Here is a 17,481-nt window from a genome sequence, read left to right on the forward strand (position 1 = left end):
GGACTGTCACAGCCGCCCCGTACTCTGTACGCGACCTTGCACATGCGTACGGAGGAACGGGGCGGCGGTGTCTTCGGGGGACAACGGACGGACGGACGGGACCGGCCGGCTGCTGGCCGGGCGCTATCGCGTCGTGGCCCAGCTCGGGCGGGGCGGCATGGGTGTGGTCTGGCGGGCGGTGGACGAGGTCCTCGGCCGTGAGGTCGCCGTCAAGGAACTGCGCACCTACACCGACGCGGACGGGCCGGAACTGTCCGATCTGCGGCTGCGCATGCAGCGCGAGGCCCGCGCGGCGGCCCGGGTGCGCCATCCCGGCGTGATCGCCGTGCACGACGTGGGAGAGGTCGACGGCCGCCCGCTGATCGTCATGGAACTGGTCGACGGCCCGTCCCTGGACGACGTCCTGCGCGACCGCGGCACCCTCGACCCCCACGAGGCCGCCGGCATCGGCGCCAAGGTCATGGACGCGCTCGCCGCCGCCCACCGCGCCGGCGTCCTGCACCGGGACGTGAAGCCCGGCAACATCCTGCTCGACCGCTCGGGCCGCGTGGTCCTCACCGACTTCGGCATCGCGACGATGGACGACCCGGGCGACGGCTCCGCCACCCATCTGACCCGCAGCGGCGAACTCGTCGGCTCCCTGGACTACTTGGCACCCGAGCGCGCCCAGGGCGCCGACCCGGGCCCCGCCTCGGACGTCTGGGCCCTGGGCGCCACCCTGTACGCGGCGGTCGAGGGCGCCTCGCCGTTCCGGCGTACGTCCACCTTCTCCACACTCACCGCCATCGTCTCGGAGCCCTTGCCGCAGCCCACGCGCGCGGGCGCGCTCGCGCCCGTGCTCCAGCGGCTCCTCGACAAGCGCCCCGAGGGGCGCCCGGAGGCGGAGGAGGCCGCCGCACTGCTCCAGGCGGTCGCGGAATCCGCGACGGCCGACTCCGGCACGACCCGGCTGCGGGGTACGGCCGTGGCGGCGCCCGTGGTGACGGAGCACAGCGTGCCGTCGGTGCCGCAGGGGTTCGGGCCGCCCCCGGCACAGGAGGCGCCGTCCGGCTTCGGCCCGCCCCCGGCACAGGAGGCGCCGTCCGGCTTCGGCCCGCCCCCGGCACAGGAGGCGCCGTCCGGCTTCGGCCCGCCCCCGGGACCCGGCATCCCGGACGTCACCGGCCCCATGGACACCCCCCGCCCGGCCCGCGGCCGGCGCCGCGTCCTGCTCGTGGCCGCGGCCGTCGCCGTCGTGCTCGCGTCGGCCGGGGTGACCGTGGCCGTCCTGAACGGCTCGGGTGACAAGGACACCGACGCGCGGTCCACGTCCCCCCGTACCGCTGCCGAGGTCACGCCGGCGGCGAGCGGCCGGGGCGACGCCGTACGCACGGACGGGCCCGAACCGACGGAGAAGGGCGGCAAGAAGACACCCACGGCAACTCCGTCGGCGAGTCGCACGGCCGACAGCGAGCCCACCGAGCGGGCCACCACCCCGGCCCCGAACAGGACTTCAGGCGGCCATGCCCCCGCCACCAGCGACAGCGGCGCCGACGAGACGACCAAACCCGCCGCGTCCTGCGTCTCCATAGGCGGCGGCAAGTACAACTGCGAGGTCTGGAAGACCGCCGACTCCTACACCGCGGCCGGCGCCAAGGTCGGCATCCTCGGTGCGGGCACCAACTACTTCTACTGCCAGCAGAATCTGGGCCGCCGCGAGACCGACGGCGAGTGGACCAACGTCTGGTGGGCGAAGACCGACGACGACAGCGGCAACACCGGCGTCTTCGTCAGTGACGTCTACATCAAGGGCGGCGACAACGACGAGCCGGTGCCCGGACTGCCGGTCTGCTGAGCCTCCGCGTACCGCTCCAGGCCGGAGACCGTCACCAGCTTCTCCCGCTTGAACAGCCGTGTCCCCTCCCGGCACAGCTCGTGGTCGGCGCGCGCCCGGGCGCAGAACTCCTCGGGCGTGACGCCGAACAGCTCCCTCAACCGGGGCGAGGCGACGAGGAGTTCGGTGAGCAGCGGCCGCTGGCCGGGGTGGCCGCGCGGGGTACCGGTGCCGTCGTGGAGCACGCCATGGGTGTTGACGTACACATACGCGCCCGGCAGTGCGGTGCCGTCGGCGAGTTCGCACCGCACGTCGGGGGCGGGCAGCCACGCGCGCCGGTAGTTCCCGGCCGTCAGATGCGCGCCCTCGCTCGCGTCGACGACCGCCAGCTGCTCGGCGTCGAGCCAGATGACGTACAACTCCTGTACGGCTCCCGGTGCTTCGACCGGGGATGCGGACACATAGCCCAGCCGGCTGACGTGCGCGGAGACGCCGATGGCGATGCCCGTGACGCGGGTGCGCACCATCGGGATCGGGGAGACGATCCCGTACTCGGCCATCTTGTGGCGCAGTTGGGCCGGGCTGGCGTTGGAGCCGACGGCGAGGACGGGGACGCGGTCCTCGTGCAGGAGGCGGTCGAGGGGCAACAGCCGGTCGCCGTCGAGGAGTCCGGAGTCCGAGGGCCACGCGCCCGGGTAGAGCAGCGGGTGATCGCGCGGCGCCTCGGCCAGACCGAGCGCTTCCAGGGTGCGGTCGCTCAAGGGCACGGCCTCAGGGCCGGTCCGGCGGATCATGCCGCGGCCGCGGGGTGTGGCATCAATGAGGTGACGCTGCTTTCCTGCGACCTGATCCACCGGACAGCCCCTAGTCCGCCGGCGGCAGTTCGCCCGAGCCGCGGGTGATCAGCCGGGTCGGCAGTTCGATCCGCTCCGGGGTGACCAGCGTGCCGTCCAGCTGCCGGAACAGCCGCTCCGCGGCCGTGCGGCCGAGGGCGGCGGCGTCCTGGGCCACGACGGTGACGCCGGGCTGGAGCAGGTCGGCGAGCTCGATGTCGTCGAAGCCGACCAGGGCGACCTGGCGCGCGTGCTCGGCGAGGACCCGGACCACGGTGACCGTCACCCGGTTGTTGCCCGCGAAGACCGCGGTGACCGGATCAGGCCCGGACAGCATCTCCTCGGCCGCCCGGCGCACCCGCTCCGGATCGGTGACCCCGAGGGACATCCACTTCTCCTCGACCGGTATCCCCGCGTCCTCCATCGCGGCCCGGTAGCCGCGCAGCCGCTCGGCCGCAGTGTGGATGCGGGGCATGTCGCCGATGAACCCGATCCGGCGGTGGCCGTGCGCGATGAGGTGGGCGACGCCGTCGCGGGCGCCGCCGTAGTTGTCGGACAGGACCACGTCGGCATCGATCTGCCCGGCCGGACGGTCCACGAACACCGTGGCGACGCCCGCCTTCAACTCCGGCTCCAAATAGCGGTGGTCGTCACCGGCCGGGATGACCACCAGGCCGTCCACACGCCGGGCGCACAGCGCCAGCACCAACTCCTGCTCGCGGTCCGGGTCCTCCGCGCTGGAGCCGTTGATCAGCAGGGCGCCGTTGGCGCGGGCCACCTCCTCGACCGCGCGGCTCAGCGGGCCGTAGAACGGGTCCGCGAGGTCTTCGAGGACCAGGCCGATGCTGGCGGTACGGCCCTTGCGCAGCACCCGCGCGCTGTCGTTGCGGCGGAAGCCGAGCGCGTCGATGGCCTCCTGCACCCGCCGCTCGGTCTCCGGGGTGACGCCCGGCTCGCCGTTGACCACGCGGGAGACCGTCTTGAGGCCCACTCCGGCGCGTGCCGCCACGTCCTTCATCGTCGGACGGTTGCCGTAACGCATGGTGGCGGATCGGTCTGCACGGCGGGTGGTCTCGGGCACGATGCGGCGTCCTGTCCTGTCGTCCACGGGTCGTCCACGCGGGAGGGGTGCGGCGTCCATGATTTTGTATGAGGATGTGGCGTCGAGCATAGAGCCTGGACAACGTTGTCAGATGCGGGGGACACTGTCCACCACAATTGCCGTGTCCGTGCCCCCACCTCGGAACGGCCCGCCCTTTCCGACGGTTGACGGGGAGATCTGACACTGATGCACACCGACCTCGTGGCAGCGCTCGACATCGGCGGCACCAAGATTGCCGGTGCGCTGGTCGACGACCGCGGCCACATCCTGGTCCGCGCGCAGCGCGCCACGCCCGCCCAGGAGGACGGCGAGACCGTCATGCGGGCCGTAGAGGAGGTGCTCGGCGAACTCACCGTGTCGCCGTTGTGGGGAAGCGCCTCGGCCCTCGGTATCGGCAGCGCGGGCCCCGTGGACGCCTCCGCGGGCACCGTGAGCCCGGTCAACGTGCCCGGCTGGCGCGACTATCCACTGGTCCGGCGGGTCCGGGAGGCGACGGGCGGGCTGCCGGTCGAGCTGATCGGCGACGGCGTGGCGATCACGGCGGCCGAGCACTGGCAGGGCGCCGCGCGCGGGCACGACAACGCGCTGTGCATGGTGGTGTCGACGGGTGTCGGCGGCGGCCTGGTGCTGGGCGGCCGGCTGCACCCGGGGCCGACCGGCAACGCGGGCCATATCGGCCACATCAGCGTGGACATGGACGGCGACCCGTGCGCCTGCGGCTCCCGCGGCTGCGTGGAGCGGATCGCCAGTGGCCCCAACATCGCCCGCCGGGCGTACGAGAACGGCTGGCGGCCGGGGCCGGACGGCGACACCTCCGCCGCCGCGGTGGCCGCCGCGGCCCGGGCCGGCGATCCGATCGCGGCCGCCTCCTTCGAGCGGGCCGCGCAGGCGCTGGCCGCCGGGATCGCCGCCACCGCGACCCTCGTCGAGATCGACATCGCGGTGATCGGCGGGGGAGTGGGCAAGGCGGGCGAGGTACTCCTAGCCCCGCTCCGCAAGGCCCTGACCGACTACGCCACCCTGTCCTTCGTCCAGCGGCTGGCGGTCGTGCCGGCCCAGATGGGAACGGACGCGGGTTTGGTGGGGGCGGCTGCGGCGGCGCTCGCCAAGGGCGCGGACAAGGCACCGGTCTGATCCCGCAGGAACGTTCACGCCGGGGGCGGTGGCCGCTGGGATGTCGGCGCCGGAGGCCGGGCGGGCCGGTCGGTGTGGCCGGGCCGCCCGGCGGAGTTCAGCAGGTCAACTGCGCGTCCGCCCAGTCCGCGTGGTCCGAGTCGAGGCCGTCGCCGCCGTCGGTGACGACGAGCCGGACCACCTGGGCGCCGGTGACGTCCGCGGTGAGCGGCTGGGCCGGCATCGCGTTGGTGAGGACGCCGGTCGAGGCGACCTTGGTGCCGTCCGCCCAGATCTCGAAGGCGACCGTTCCGGCGGCACCCTTCTCGTCGTCGACGCCGACGTCCGCGGTGACCGTCTCGCACGTCCTGCCCGTGTAGTACTCGATGATGCTCTGGGCGTGCACACCAAGTCCCTTGGCGTACACCACGCCGCCGATGGTGATCGGATGTCCGTCGCCCGCGGCGTTCTCCCCGTTGCTCATGTCGCGCTCCACCGGCCCCCATCCGCTCAGGGCCGACAGCCAGGGCAGTTCGCTGAGTGGGGAGGTCCCCGGGGGCGGCGGCACCACCACGGAGACCGTCACGGTCAGGGCCGTGGCGACGCGGACGCCTGCCGGTGAGCGGTAACTCGCCTTGAGTGTCAGGTCGTACGACCCGGTGGGCGTCCCGGCCGGGGCGGCCACCGTCCATCCGGTGCGCAGGGACCGGCCCGTCGTCAGGACGGCCGCCGTGGTCGCCGAGGTGGGGCGTACGGACCAGCCCGCGGGGCCGGTGAGGGCGACCGAGACCTGCCGGGCCGGGGTGCGACCCAGGTCGGTGACCTTGCTCGTCAGCGTGGCCGGGGCGCCGGCCTCGATCAACTGGCTGCCCTCCAGGCCGAGTTCCGCGGCCGGCGGGTGCTTGGCCCACCCGGGGTCGGCGGAGACCCGTAGGAGGACCGTGCCGTGGGCCGGGACGGTGGCGGCGATGGTGCCCGCGGTGTTGTAACTGCGGTGCTGCCACAGGTCGCGCAGGGTGTAGGCGTCGGCGGCGGGCAGGCCGACGGCCGCGGCGGTCGTGGCGATGCGCTGTGCGGTGCCGGTCTCGTTGAACAGGGCGACCGCGCGGCTGCCGTCCCGCATCTGCTTGGCGACGACCCACCGGCCGCCCTCCGAGGAGACCACGGTGCCCTGCTTGCCGAGCGGGTCCTGGTCGACCGCGATGACCTCCTTGTTGCCGAGGATCTCGTAGGTCGCGTCGCTCGCGTGGCGCAGGTCGGAGCCGATGAGGAGCGGCGCGGCCATGATCGACCACAGGGAGAAGTGCGAGCGGTACTCGGTGTCCGTCATGCCGCCGTTGCCGACCTCCAGCATGTCCGGGTCGTTCCAGTGCCCGGGGCCTGCATGCTCGGCGAGCGGGAGGTTCTGTCGCAGGATCGAGAGCATCGAGCCCCAGTTGTCGCTGATGTCGCCGGTCGTGCGCCACAGGTGGCCCACGTCGGACGCCCATTCCCAGGGCTTGTTCTCGCCCCACTCGCAGATGCTGTAGACGATGGGCCGGCCGGTCGCCCGCAAGGCGTCGCGCATGGTCGTGTAGCGCGCCTTGGCGTCCACGCCCTGGTTGTTACAGTTGTCGTACTTGAGATAGTCCACGCCCCAGTCCGCGAACTGCTGGGCGTCGCTGTACTCATGGCCCAGCGCGCCGGGAAATCCCGCGCTGTTGCACGTCTTGGTGCCCGCGCTCGTGTAGATGCCGAACTTCAGTCCCTTGGAGTGGACGTAGTCGGCGACCGCCTTGATGCCGTTCGGGAAGCGGACGGGGTCCGGGACGAGCTTGCCGTCCGCGTTCCGCTCGGGCAGGGCCCAGCAGTCGTCGAGGTTGACGTACTGGTACCCGGCGCCCTTGAGGCCCTTGTCCACGAAGATGTCCGCGATCGACTTGACCATCGCCTCGTTGAACTCGGCGCGGCAGTGCGTGGAGTTCCAGTTGTTGAAGCCCATGGGCGGGGTGAGGGCGAGACCGTCGTCCAGGGCGGGTGCGGCGGCCCGCGCCGAGGGTGCGGCGAGTCCTGCGGCGGCGAGCAGTGCGGCGGTGAGTGCTCCGACCACTCGGCCACGGGTTGTGCGGGTGTGAAGGTTACGCATCCTTACGTTCCTCCGTACCAGCGAAAGGTGGGATGACTACATGTACGCGTCGAAGCGTGATCCCGGTAGACCTCTGTCGGACAGGTCGGGGGAGGACAGGTTCGGGATGGGCGCTGTTTTTGAACGCGTTCAACTCTGTGCGTTACGCTCTCCCCCTACGAAGGGGGAGCCTGATGAAGTTCGTGATTCCCGGGGGAACCGGGCAGGTGGGTACCGTCCTCGAGCGCGCTCTGCGCGTGGCAGGACATGACGTGGTCGTCCTGACCCGGCGGCGGGCCCGGGACCATGAGGTGCAGTGGGACGGGAAGACGCTCGGGCCCTGGACCGAGGCGGTCGACGGCAGCGACGTGGTGATCAACCTGGCGGGGCGCAGCGTCAGCTGCCGCTACACCCCGGCCAACCTGAAGGCCATGATGGACTCGCGGGTCGACTCCGCGAGGGTCGTCGGAGAGGCGATCGCGGGCGCCGTACGACCGCCACGCCTCTGGTTGCAGATGAGCACGGCCACCGTCTACGCCCATCGCTTCGACGCGCCCCACGACGAGGCGACCGGAGTGGTCGGCGGCACCGAGCCGGACGTCCCCGACTACTGGGCCTACAGCGTCGAGATCGCCGAGCGCTGGGAGCGGGCCCAGGAGGAGGCCGACACCCCGCACACCCGGAAGGTCGCTCTCCGGTCCGCCATGGTCATGAGCCCGGACCGCGGCGGGGTCTTCGACGTGCTGCGGACCATGGTGCGGCTCGGCCTCGGCGGTCCCGTGGCGGGCGGGGCGCAGTACGTCTCCTGGATCCACGAGGACGACTTCGTCCGCGCGGTCGAGTTCCTGGTCGACCGTGACGACCTCGCCGGGCCGGTGAACCTCGCGGCCCCCGGCCCGCTGCCGCACCGCGCCTTCATGCGGGACCTGCGGGCCGCCCAGGGCATGCCCGTCGGGCTACCCGCCACCCGGTGGATGGCCGAGATCGGGGCGTTCGTCCTGCGCTCGGACACCGAACTGCTGCTGAAGAGCCGCCGGGTGGTGCCGGGACGCCTGCGGGAGGCGGGGTTCGCCTTCGAATATCCGCAGTGGTCCGACGCCGCCCGTGACCTCGTACGACGCGCCCGTACCGGAACCGGCCGGGTGCCCGCGCGGACGAGCGCGTGACCCCGGTGCCGTTTCGCAGTTGAACGGGGCATGAAGAAGCGCACCATGGCTGCCATCGCCTCCCTGGCCACCGGTTTCGTCGTCGCCGCCATCACCCCGTCCCACGCGGTCGGCGACAACCTCACCGACCTCGACGTCGAAAAGACCCTTAGCACCCTCGACCACACGATCGCCAGCGACAGCCTGGCCGTGGACAAGAACGCCCTCGGCCAGAACGACTGACGAGCGCGGGACCACGGTGCCGGCGCCCCCTGCCGCAGGGGGCGTCGGCACCGTCGTACCAGGGCCCTCAACTGGGGCTGGTTTCCGTGCCGGGGTGGAGCGGGCAAGCCTCAGGGGGCCAACAGAAGAGGGGGAACCGTGACCGTCGTTTGGATCAACGGCGCGTTCGGTGCGGGGAAGACCGCCACCGCACGGGAACTGATCGAACTGATCCCGAACAGCACGCTCTTCGACCCCGAGGTCGTCGGCGGGGCGCTCACGCACCTGCTCCCGCCCAAGCGCCTCGCCGAGGTCGGCGACTTCCAGGACCTGCCGATCTGGCGCCGGCTCGTGATCGACACGGCGGCCGCCCTGCTCACCGAGCTCGGCGGGACCCTCGTGGTCCCCATGACCCTGCTGCGCCAGGAGTACCGCGACGAGATCTTCGGTGGCCTCGCCGCCCGCCGCATCACCGTCCAGCACCTCCTGCTCGCCCCGGCTGAAACGATCCTGCGCGAGCGAATAGCGGGGCGGGAGATCCCGCCCGACCTCCCGGACGGCGAGATACGGGTACGGCAGCGGTCGTACGACCACATCGAGCCGTACCGCACCGCCCTCGCCTCCTGGCTCACCGCCGACGCCCATCTCGTCGACACCAGCGCCCTCACCCCGTACGAGACGGCCGTCCGGATCGCCGAGGCCGTCGGCTCCGGTGCCGTGCCCGTCTGCGACATCGTGCAGACCCCCGAGCCGACCGCCGAGACCGTCGCCGCCGGCGTCCTCCTCTTCGACGAGCAGGACCGCGTGCTGCTCGTCGACCCCACCTACAAGCCCGGCTGGGAGTTCCCCGGCGGTGTCGTCGAACCCGGGGAGGCTCCCGCGCGCGCGGGCATGCGCGAGGTCGCCGAGGAGACCGGGATCGAGCTGGACGACGTACCGCGCCTGCTGGTCGTCGACTGGGAACAGCCCGTGCCTCCCGGATACGGCGGTCTGCGCCTCCTCTTCGACGGCGGCCGGCTCGACGCCGCCGAGGCCGGTCAACTCCTGCTGCCCGGGCCCGAACTGCGCGAATGGCGCTTCGTCAGCGAGGAGGAGGCCGCCGAACTGCTGCCCCCCGTCCGCTACGAGCGGCTGCGCTGGGCGCTGCGAGCACGGGAGCGCGGAGCCGCGCTGTACCTGGAGGCCGGGATTCCGGTGGGTTAGCGGGGACTCACGCATCAGGCGCTTGCGAGTCTCAGCTCTTCCGTCGGGTACGGCGTGGTCCTGCTCTCCTGCTGGAAGCGGCGGTTGAAGTCGCCCATCAAGGACGCCACACGCGCGTGCCGGACCAGGATGCTCGCCGCGGCCCGGGGGATGCCCCTGGGCCGCATGCCCTCGGCGCAGGCCTCGATGAACGCCCGGCGGTCGTCCGGGCCGTAGCCGTGCAGCGCCACGGTGAGCCAGTTCACGAGGTAGCTGGCCGTGTAGGCGCGGTCGTAGTGCCGGTGCCTGGTGAAGAAGTTCCGCTCGTGCGGGGCGAGGTGGAAGCGGGCCGAGAGGGAGAGGCCGTAGTCGGTCAGATAGAGCTGCCGGCCGTCGGTGAGGATGTTCTTGAAGTGGGCGTCGAAATGCAGCAGTTCGCGCGCGTGCAGAAAGTCGGTGACCGCCCGCAGGCCCCGCTCCACCAGGGAGCACGCGCGGTCGGCCTGGCTGGTGCGCAACTGGGCGTCCAACCAGTCGTGCAGGGTGTACGGCACATGCTCCAGGAACAGCGTCAGGCTCGCGGACGCCGTCCGCAGCCCTTCGACGCGGTCGCGCACCCCCGGGCCCCAGTACGCCACCGTCCGCTCCACGTCGGCGAGTTCGGCCGGCAGCGGCTGGGGCGTGTCGGGCAGTACCCGCCAGTGATGCATGAGCGGGAAGCCCGTGTACTTGCCGGACAGCACCCAGTCGGTCGTCATCGTGTGCACGGCCAGTTCGCGCCAGGCGCCGAACCCCGGACTGCCGAAACCGTAGTGGCAGTAGAGGGGCACGCCCAGGACGTTCGCCGTCGACCGTACGTGGTTCGGGTGCCGTTCCACGTCGGTGAGCGGCACCCGTTTCACGAACACCGGTCTGCCCGCCACCTCGACCAGTGTGGCCCGGCCGCCGATCCCGGTGCCCAGCGGCCGCCCCGACGCCACCAGACCGCTGAGGTCGTGGTCGTCGAGGCGGGCCAGGGACATGCCGATGTCGGAGTGTGCCGTCAGGCGGTTCACATCGCCGCGTAGTTCCGCAGGAACAGGGCCTCCGCCACCGACAGCCGCTCCAACTCCTCAGGAGAGACGCTCTCGTTGACCGCGTGGATCTGCGCCTCCGGCTCGCTCAGGCCGATCAGGAGGATCTCCGCACCCGGGTAGAGGGCGGCGAGCGTGTTGCACAGCGGGATGGAGCCGCCCTGGCCCGCGTACTGCATCTCCTGGCCCGGGTAGGCCACCGACATCGCCTCGGCCATCGCCGTGTACGCCGGGCTGGTCGGGTCGGCGCTGAAGGGCTGGCCCTGGCCGACCTGCTCGGTGCGCACCCGGGCGCCCCACGGCGTACGCGTCTCCAGGTGGGCCTGGAGCAGCTTCGTCGCCTCGGCGGCGTCCACGCCCGGCGGCACCCGCAGGCTCACCAGCGCCCGGGCGCCCGCCTGCACGGACGGGGTGGCGCCGACGACCGGCGGGCAGTCGATGCCGAGGACGGTGACGGCCGGGCGGGACCAGATGCGGTCGGCGACCGTGCCGGAACCGATCAGCTCCACACCCTTCAGCACCTTGGCGTCCTGCCGGAACTGCTCCTCGTCGTACTGCAGCCCCTCCCACGCCGCCCCGGGGGCGAGCCCGTCCACCGTCGTCGAACCGTCCTCGGCGCGCAGCGAGTCCAGTACGCGGATCAGCGCGGCCAGCGCGTCGGGCGCCGCGCCGCCGAACTGGCCGGAGTGCAGGTTGCCCGCGAGGGTGTCGACCTGGACCCGGACCAGGGTCATGCCCCGCAGCGTCGTCGTCACCGTCGGCAGGCCCACGCGGAAGTTGCCCGCGTCGCCGATCACGATGGTGTCGGCCTCCAGCAGGTCCGGGTGGTCCTCGGCGTACCGCTCCAGACCGCCCGTGCCCATCTCCTCCGAGCCCTCGGCGATCACCTTGACGTGCACCGGCACACCGCCGTTGGCCTTCAGCGCGCGCAGGGCCAGCAGGTGCATGATCACGCCGCCCTTGCAGTCGGCGGCACCGCGCCCGTACCAGCGGCCGTCGCGCTCGGTCAGCTCGAACGGCGGCGTCGTCCACGCCGACTCGTCCAGCGGCGGCTGCACGTCGTAGTGCGCGTACAGCAGGACCGTCTTCGCGCCCTCGGGGCCGGGCAGGTAGCCGTACACCGACTGGGTGCCGTCCGGGGTGTCGAGCAGCGCCACGTCCTGGAACCCCTCGGCGGTGAGCGCGTCCGCGACCCAGCGGGCCGCGCCCTCGCTCTCGCTCTTCGGGAACTGGTCGAAGTCCGCCACCGACTTGAACGCCACCAGTTCGGTGAGTTCCGCCTTCGCCCGGGGCATCAGTGAGGCGACGGTCTCGGCGACCGGATTCGACGACATGGGCACGCTCCTTGTAGGTGCGACGTTGTACGTATGGGTACGGAGATCCTCCCACAGCGGCCTGCGGCGATGGCGGTCGTAGGATGCACAAGGCAGCAGCGGCAAGCGGCTTGATCGGAGCAGTAGACCATCGTGACCAGCGAGAACTCTTCGGCGGACGACGCGCGGCAGGTGTGGGACGTCGTCGTGGTGGGCGCGGGGCCCGCGGGGGCCTCGGCCGCCTACGCGGCGGCTGTCGCCGGGCGGCGTGTGCTGTTGCTGGAGAAGGCGGAGCTGCCCCGCTACAAGACGTGCGGCGGCGGCATCATCGGACCCTCCCGGGACGCCCTGCCGCCGGGCTTCGAGCTGCCCTTCCGGGACCGGGTGTACGCGGTGACGTTCTCGCACAACGGCCGCTTCACCCGCACCCGCCGCTCCAAGCAGATGCTGTTCGGCCTGATCAACAGGCCCGAGTTCGACCAGCAGCTCGTCGAGCACGCGCAGAAGGCGGGCGCCGAGCTGCGGACGGGAGTCACCGTCCAGCGGGTCGAACAGCACGGCTCGGCGGTGCCCGACCGGCGCACGGTCGCGGTCGTCCTCCAGGGCGGCGAGACGGTGCTCGCGCACGCGGTGGTCGGCGCCGACGGCAGTGCCAGTCGCATAGGAGCTCATGTCGGGGTGAAGCTGGACCAGGTCGATCTCGGCCTGGAGGCGGAGATCCCGGTGCCGGAGACGGTGGCCGAGGACTGGGCGGGCCGGGTGCTCATCGACTGGGGGCCGATGCCGGGCAGCTACGGCTGGGTGTTCCCCAAGGGGGACACGCTGACGGTCGGGGTCATCTCCGCGCGCGGTGAAGGCGCCGCCACCAAACGGTACTTGGAGGACTTCATCGCCCGGCTCGGCCTCGCCGGCTTCGAACCGAGCATCTCCTCCGGGCACTTGACCCGCTGCCGTGCCGACGACTCCCCGCTGTCGCGGGGGCGGGTGCTGGTGTGCGGCGACGCGGCGGGCTTGTTGGAGCCCTGGACCCGCGAAGGCATCTCCTTCGCGCTGCGGTCGGGGCGGCTCGCGGGGGAGTGGGCCGTGCGGATCGCCGAGGCGCATGACGCCGTGGACACCCGGCGCCAGGCCCTGAACTACGCCTTCGCGATCAAGGCGGGCCTCGGCGTGGAGATGAGCGTCGGCAAGCGGCTGCTGCTGGCGTTCGAGCGCCGGCCGGGGCTGTTCCATGCCGCGCTGACCGGGTTCCGGCCGGCCTGGCGGGCGTTCATGGAGATCACCCGCGGGTCGACGTCGTTGGGGGAGCTCGTGCGGGGGCGTCCGATGGCGCAGCGGGCGCTGGCGGCGCTGGACCGTCGGGCGGGGCTTGCGGAGCAGGCGCCTCCGGCCGACGGCGAGGCGCGTTCCTGACGCGCGGGGGCCATGGGTGGCGCGGGGCGACTGGTGGCACGGGGGCGGCTGGTGGCGCGGGCGGCGGCGGGCGGGGGAGCGTCGGCCAGTGGCGCCGGCGCCGGCCGGCGGGGGGAGCGTCGGCCGGCGCCGTGAGGCGTCTGGGGTGAAGAGGAGCGGTGGCCTGCCGCCGGGGCTTCGGGGTGCGGTGCGCGGCGCTCGGGGGCAGGGCGTGGTACCGGGCGGTGGGGCCGTGGGCACAGGTGTCGTGGGGTGTTGGTCTGGGGGGCGTGGCGTCCGGCGGTGGGCTGTAGCGTCGGCTGGAGGTGGGTGTCCCTCCGTGTCGTGCGGCGGCCCGCAGTGGAGTGAGGTGCCGGGTGTGGTGTCAGCCGCGCCGGCCGGTGTCAGTTCGTGATCGTGATCCGGAAGACCGGGTGGTCCGGGGCGATGCGGCGCAGGTCGGCGTCGGGGGAGTCCGGGCCGACCCCGTTGAAGAAGACGCCGACCTCGGCCTTCCAGCGCTTGAGGTAGGCGCGCAGCAGCGGGACCTTGTCGTCGTCGGCGACCTCCGTCGCGGTGAACACGTCCACGTTCTTGCCCAGGCGCAGCTCCCCGCCGCCGGCCGCCCGCATGTTGTGCGTCCACTGGACGTGGCCACGCGGGGCGAGGAGGTACTGCTGTCCGTCGACGGTCAGCAGGTTCACGGGGGTGGTCCGCCACTCGCCGCTCTTGCGACCGCGCACGGCGAGGACCCGGGAGCCCCAGACGCTGAGGCCGCGGCGGGTCAGCCAGGCCACGAAGCGGTTGAAGACGTTGACGGTGAACCAGCCGGGCTTCTTGACGTGCGTGGACGCGGACATGGGGCCCCCAGGGGTTACGGTGGAGCGACGCTCACGTTTGTGAGCAGTGCTCTCTCTTGGTGCTCAGTCTGCACCGGATGGGTGCTCCAAAGCAAGAGCAGGCGCTCTCTCTTCGTATCGGCGCTCACGTTTGTGTGCACCGCTCTCTCTTCATGGGACACTGGGCCGTATGAGCCCCGCAGACGACAACACCCCCCGCGGCGCCCGAGCGCGCGCCCGCATCGAGGTCACCGCGGCCATCAAGGACGAGGCACGCAGACAGCTCGCGGTCGACGGCGCCGCCAAGCTCTCGCTGCGGGCCGTGGCGCGTGAGCTCGGCATGGTCTCCTCCGCGCTCTACCGCTACTTCCCGAGCCGCGACGACCTGCTCACCGCGCTCATCATCGACGCCTACAACTCCCTCGGCGAGAGCGCGGAGGCGGCGCACCAGAAGACGGCCGGGGCCGCGCCCGCGCAGCGCTGGGTGGCGGTCTGCGAGGCGGCACGCGAGTGGGCGCTGGGGAATCCGCACGAGTACGCGCTGATCTACGGCTCCCCGGTCCCCGGGTACAGCGCGCCCCAGGCGACCGTCCCGGCCGCCTCCCGCGTCGGGCTCCTCCTGATCGGCATCACGCGCGAGGCGTACCAGGGCCGCGGCCTCGCCAAGCCCCGGCTGCCCGCCGAACTGCGCCCCGAGGCCGAGCGCATGACCGCCGACCTCGCCCCCGACCTCCCGCCGGAGACGGTCACCACGCTCGTGGCGGCCTGGGCCCAGCTGTACGGACTGATCGGCTTCGAGCTCTTCGGGCAGTTCAACCGGGTGGTGGAGGACCGGTCGACGTTCTTCCGGCACGCGGTGGGCCAACTCGCCCATGGGGTGGGCCTGGTGTACGGCGAGTAGAGACCACACCCCACTCCCGCCGACTACGCCGCCTCCCGGCCCTCCGCGTTGGAGCCGGTTTCGTGACTGTGGCGCGTCTCGCGCTGTCATTCCTCGCAAGTGCGGGCCGTCGTGGCGCCACCGGAACCGGGGGTGACGGCGGCAGCTCCGCGCCCGGTGCCGACCGGGGACGGCGACGTACTTCGCCGGGAGTACGTGTGATCACCTCGCCCGGCTGACGCCCCGCGCGCGTGGTGGCGTCTAGCGTGGCGGACATGGACGAGCAGCGCGTACGCGGAGGTCCGCCCTCGTGGTGGCGGCACGGGCCGCCGTGGCGGAACCGGTGGGGAGACGAGGACGCCGTCACCCGGTGGCCCTGGCGCTCCACCGTGCTGATCACCGCCTTCGTGCTCGGCGGCTCGCGCTTCGCGGCCGAGCAGCAGGTGGACGACCGGGCCTCGCTCGACACCTTCGCGCGCGTGCTGCTCGTCGTGGCGGCCGGGCTGCTGCTGTGGCGGCACCGGTACCCGGTGGTCGTCGTGTTCGGCACGGCGGCCGCCACCATGCTGTATCTCGGTGCCGGCTATCCGTACGGACCCGTCTTCGTGGCCGTCGCGGTGGCCTGCTTCAGTGCCGTCGTCGCCGGGCACCGTACGGCCGCCTGGACCGCCCTCGGCCTGCTCTGGGTCGGGCAGGCGCTGGTGGCCCACTGGCTCTACCAGTGGCTGCCGCCGTCCGGGGACCAGGCCGCCGCCTGGGGGTCGGAGGGTGTGGTCGCGGCCTGGGCCGTCGCGATCGTCGCGGTGGCGGAGCTGGCCAGGACCCGGCGGGAGCAGTGGGGGCGGGAGCGGGCCGAGCGGGCGCAGGCGGCGCGGCGGCGGGCCGGCGAGGAGCGGTTGCGGATCGCGCGCGAGCTGCACGACGTCCTCGCCCACAGCATCTCCGTGATCAATGTGCAGGCCGGGGTCGGCCTCGCCCTCCTCGACAGCGACCCCGAGCAGGCCCGCACCGCCCTCACCACCATCAAGGCCGCCAGCAAGGAAGCGCTGGGTGAGGTCCGCCAGGTCCTCGACACCCTGCGCACGCCCGGCGACGCGCCCCGCGCGCCCGCGCCCGGCCTCGACCGCCTCCCCGAGCTGGTGGAACAGGCCGCGAGCGCGGGCCTGACCGTGGCGGTCGAGGGGACGGCACCCAAGCTGCCGCCGGGCACGGACCTCGCCGCGTTCCGCATCGTCCAGGAGGCCCTCACCAATGTCGTACGGCACTCGGGATCGCGGCACGCGCGCGTGCACGTCGATTCCGGCGACGGTACGACGCTACGGCTGCGGATCGACGACGACGGGCCCGCGACCGGCACCGACGCGGGCGGCAGCGGGAACGGGCTGGCCGGAATGCGGGAGCGGGCCGCCGCGCTGGGTGGCACGATCGAGGCGGGACCGCGGCCCGACGGGGGCTTCCGGGTGCTCGCCGTACTGCCGTTGCAGGTCAAGGCCAAGGAGGACGACCGGTGATCCGCGTACTGCTCGCCGACGACCAGTCACTCGTACGGGCCGGGTTCCGTGCGCTGCTCGACGCGCAGCCGGACATCGAGGTGGCCGGGGAGGCGTCGGACGGCGAGGAGGCGCTGCGGATGGTTCGCGAACTGCGCCCCGATGTCGTCCTGATGGACATCCGCATGCCGGTGCTGGACGGCCTCGCGGCGACCCGCGGGATCACCGGCGACGGCGACCTGCCGGACGTGAAGGTGGTCATGCTGACGACCTTCGAGCTCGACGAGTACGTCTTCGAGGCGATCCGTTCGGGCGCCTCCGGCTTTCTGGTCAAGGACACCGAACCGGAGGAACTCCTGCGCGCCGTACGGGCGGTGGTGGAGGGCGATGCGCTGCTGTCGCCGGGGGTGACGCGGCGGCTGATCGCCGAGTTCGCGGCGCGTTCCAAGGAGCCCGCGGCCGAGGGCGCCCTGGCGGGGCTCACGGAACGGGAGCGTGAGGTGATGGCGCTCGTCGGTATCGGGCTGTCCAACGAGGAGATCGCCCGGCGTCTGGTGGTCAGCCCGCTCACCGCGAAGACCCACGTCAGTCGGACGATGGTGAAGCTGGGGGCCCGCGACCGGGCCCAACTCGTGGTGCTGGCCTACGAGTCGGGGTTGGTGCGGCCGGGCTGGCTGGGCTGAGTCGTCTGCGGTGCGGCGGGCGGCGGGGCGGTGTCCTCGCGGAAGCGGAGCAGCACGCTGATGACCCGGGCCGCGAACAGCACGGGAGCGATCCCGAGCCCGAGGCGGATCAGCGCCTTCTCCAGCGTGTCCGGCAGGTCGAAGAGCAACGCCGGTCCCGCGACCGCCCCGAACAGCACCGCCGCCGCGAACGCCGCGCTGAACAGGGCGTATCCGATCTCGACGGTGATCGCGTCGCGCCTGGCCTGGTCCGGCCGTCCCCCGTATGCGGTCATACGACGAGTCTCACAGGGGTGCGCC

The 17,481-nt window shown here is 72.6% G+C and carries 16 protein-coding genes; 9 read left to right on the forward strand and 7 right to left on the reverse strand.

What is annotated here, in order from left to right; genetic code table 11:
• Window positions 1-67 precede the first annotated feature (67 nt).
• Window positions 68-1,834: a protein kinase gene (locus ACFUO4_RS25660; protein ID WP_383488763.1), complete on the forward strand. Its 1,767-nt coding sequence runs from the start codon at window positions 68-70 to the stop codon at window positions 1,832-1,834.
• Here ACFUO4_RS25660 and ACFUO4_RS25665 read toward each other — a convergent pair.
• Together ACFUO4_RS25665 and ACFUO4_RS25670 are read right to left on the reverse strand one after the other, a co-directional pair.
• Window positions 1,780-2,607: a hypothetical protein gene (locus ACFUO4_RS25665; protein ID WP_079310226.1), complete on the reverse strand. Its 828-nt coding sequence runs from the start codon at window positions 2,605-2,607 to the stop codon at window positions 1,780-1,782. The two genes, ACFUO4_RS25660 and ACFUO4_RS25665, sit on opposite strands and share 55 nt — an antisense overlap.
• A gap of 70 nt (window positions 2,608-2,677) precedes the next feature.
• Entirely contained in the window at window positions 2,678-3,727 is a 1,050-nt protein-coding gene (locus tag ACFUO4_RS25670) for a LacI family DNA-binding transcriptional regulator (RefSeq protein WP_079310252.1), read from the reverse strand.
• Window positions 3,728-3,934: 207 nt separating this feature from the next.
• Between ACFUO4_RS25670 and ACFUO4_RS25675 the strand changes: the two genes are divergently transcribed.
• Window positions 3,935-4,882 carry an ROK family protein gene (locus ACFUO4_RS25675; RefSeq protein ID WP_383488766.1) on the forward strand — a complete coding sequence of 316 codons (948 nt, stop codon included), beginning with the start codon at window positions 3,935-3,937 and terminating at the stop codon, window positions 4,880-4,882.
• A 97-nt stretch (window positions 4,883-4,979) separates the two neighbouring features.
• Here ACFUO4_RS25675 and ACFUO4_RS25680 read toward each other — a convergent pair whose 3' ends face one another.
• Entirely contained in the window at window positions 4,980-6,986 is a 2,007-nt protein-coding gene (locus ACFUO4_RS25680) for an NPCBM/NEW2 domain-containing protein (protein ID WP_383488769.1), read from the reverse strand.
• A gap of 173 nt (window positions 6,987-7,159) precedes the next feature.
• On the opposite strand from ACFUO4_RS25680, the gene ACFUO4_RS25685 reads away from it, so the two are divergent.
• The 3 genes from ACFUO4_RS25685 (at window position 7,160) to ACFUO4_RS25695 (ending at window position 9,535) form a co-directional block, all read left to right on the forward strand.
• Window positions 7,160-8,131, forward strand: a complete 972-nt coding sequence (locus tag ACFUO4_RS25685) for a TIGR01777 family oxidoreductase (protein ID WP_383488772.1) — start codon at window positions 7,160-7,162, stop codon at window positions 8,129-8,131.
• 30 nt (window positions 8,132-8,161) lie between these two features.
• Entirely contained in the window at window positions 8,162-8,353 is a 192-nt protein-coding gene (locus tag ACFUO4_RS25690) for a hypothetical protein (protein WP_079310223.1), read from the forward strand.
• A 138-nt stretch (window positions 8,354-8,491) separates the two neighbouring features.
• A complete protein-coding gene (locus ACFUO4_RS25695) occupies window positions 8,492-9,535 on the forward strand; it encodes an NUDIX hydrolase (RefSeq protein WP_079310222.1) in 1,044 nt (347 codons plus the stop codon).
• Between the two features lie 14 nt (window positions 9,536-9,549).
• On the opposite strand, the gene ACFUO4_RS25700 is transcribed toward ACFUO4_RS25695, so the two are convergent.
• Complete coding sequence (locus ACFUO4_RS25700; RefSeq protein ID WP_383488776.1) at window positions 9,550-10,569, reverse strand: protein kinase family protein; 1,020 nt, start codon at window positions 10,567-10,569, stop codon at window positions 9,550-9,552.
• Complete coding sequence (locus ACFUO4_RS25705) at window positions 10,566-11,921, reverse strand: dipeptidase (RefSeq protein ID WP_383488779.1); 1,356 nt, start codon at window positions 11,919-11,921, stop codon at window positions 10,566-10,568. The genes ACFUO4_RS25700 and ACFUO4_RS25705 overlap by 4 nt, the downstream gene beginning before the upstream one ends.
• Before the next feature lie 132 nt (window positions 11,922-12,053).
• On the opposite strand from ACFUO4_RS25705, the gene ACFUO4_RS25710 reads away from it, so the two are divergent.
• Entirely contained in the window at window positions 12,054-13,310 is a 1,257-nt protein-coding gene (locus ACFUO4_RS25710; RefSeq protein ID WP_383488782.1) for a geranylgeranyl reductase family protein, read from the forward strand.
• A gap of 383 nt (window positions 13,311-13,693) precedes the next feature.
• Here ACFUO4_RS25710 and ACFUO4_RS25715 read toward each other — a convergent pair whose 3' ends face one another.
• The gene (locus ACFUO4_RS25715; protein WP_079310220.1) at window positions 13,694-14,149 is read right to left on the reverse strand and encodes a nitroreductase family deazaflavin-dependent oxidoreductase; all 456 of its coding nucleotides are present in this window, start codon (window positions 14,147-14,149) and stop codon (window positions 13,694-13,696) included.
• 169 nt (window positions 14,150-14,318) lie between these two features.
• On the opposite strand from ACFUO4_RS25715, the gene ACFUO4_RS25720 reads away from it, so the two are divergent.
• The 3 genes from ACFUO4_RS25720 (at window position 14,319) to ACFUO4_RS25730 (ending at window position 17,181) form a co-directional block, all read left to right on the forward strand.
• Complete coding sequence (locus tag ACFUO4_RS25720; protein WP_383488786.1) at window positions 14,319-15,029, forward strand: TetR/AcrR family transcriptional regulator; 711 nt, start codon at window positions 14,319-14,321, stop codon at window positions 15,027-15,029.
• A 254-nt stretch (window positions 15,030-15,283) separates the two neighbouring features.
• Window positions 15,284-16,519 carry a sensor histidine kinase gene (locus ACFUO4_RS25725; protein ID WP_383488789.1) on the forward strand — a complete coding sequence of 412 codons (1,236 nt, stop codon included), beginning with the start codon at window positions 15,284-15,286 and terminating at the stop codon, window positions 16,517-16,519.
• Entirely contained in the window at window positions 16,516-17,181 is a 666-nt protein-coding gene (locus tag ACFUO4_RS25730) for a response regulator transcription factor (RefSeq protein WP_126270346.1), read from the forward strand. Before ACFUO4_RS25725 ends, ACFUO4_RS25730 begins: the two co-directional genes overlap by 4 nt.
• On the opposite strand, the gene ACFUO4_RS25735 is transcribed toward ACFUO4_RS25730, so the two are convergent.
• Complete coding sequence (locus ACFUO4_RS25735) at window positions 17,142-17,456, reverse strand: DUF6332 family protein (RefSeq protein WP_383488793.1); 315 nt, start codon at window positions 17,454-17,456, stop codon at window positions 17,142-17,144. The two genes, ACFUO4_RS25730 and ACFUO4_RS25735, sit on opposite strands and share 40 nt — an antisense overlap.
• Window positions 17,457-17,481: the final 25 nt, after the last annotated feature.

Source organism: Streptomyces sp. NPDC057280 (assembly GCF_042668605.1).
Lineage (GTDB): Bacteria > Actinomycetota > Actinomycetes > Streptomycetales > Streptomycetaceae > Streptomyces.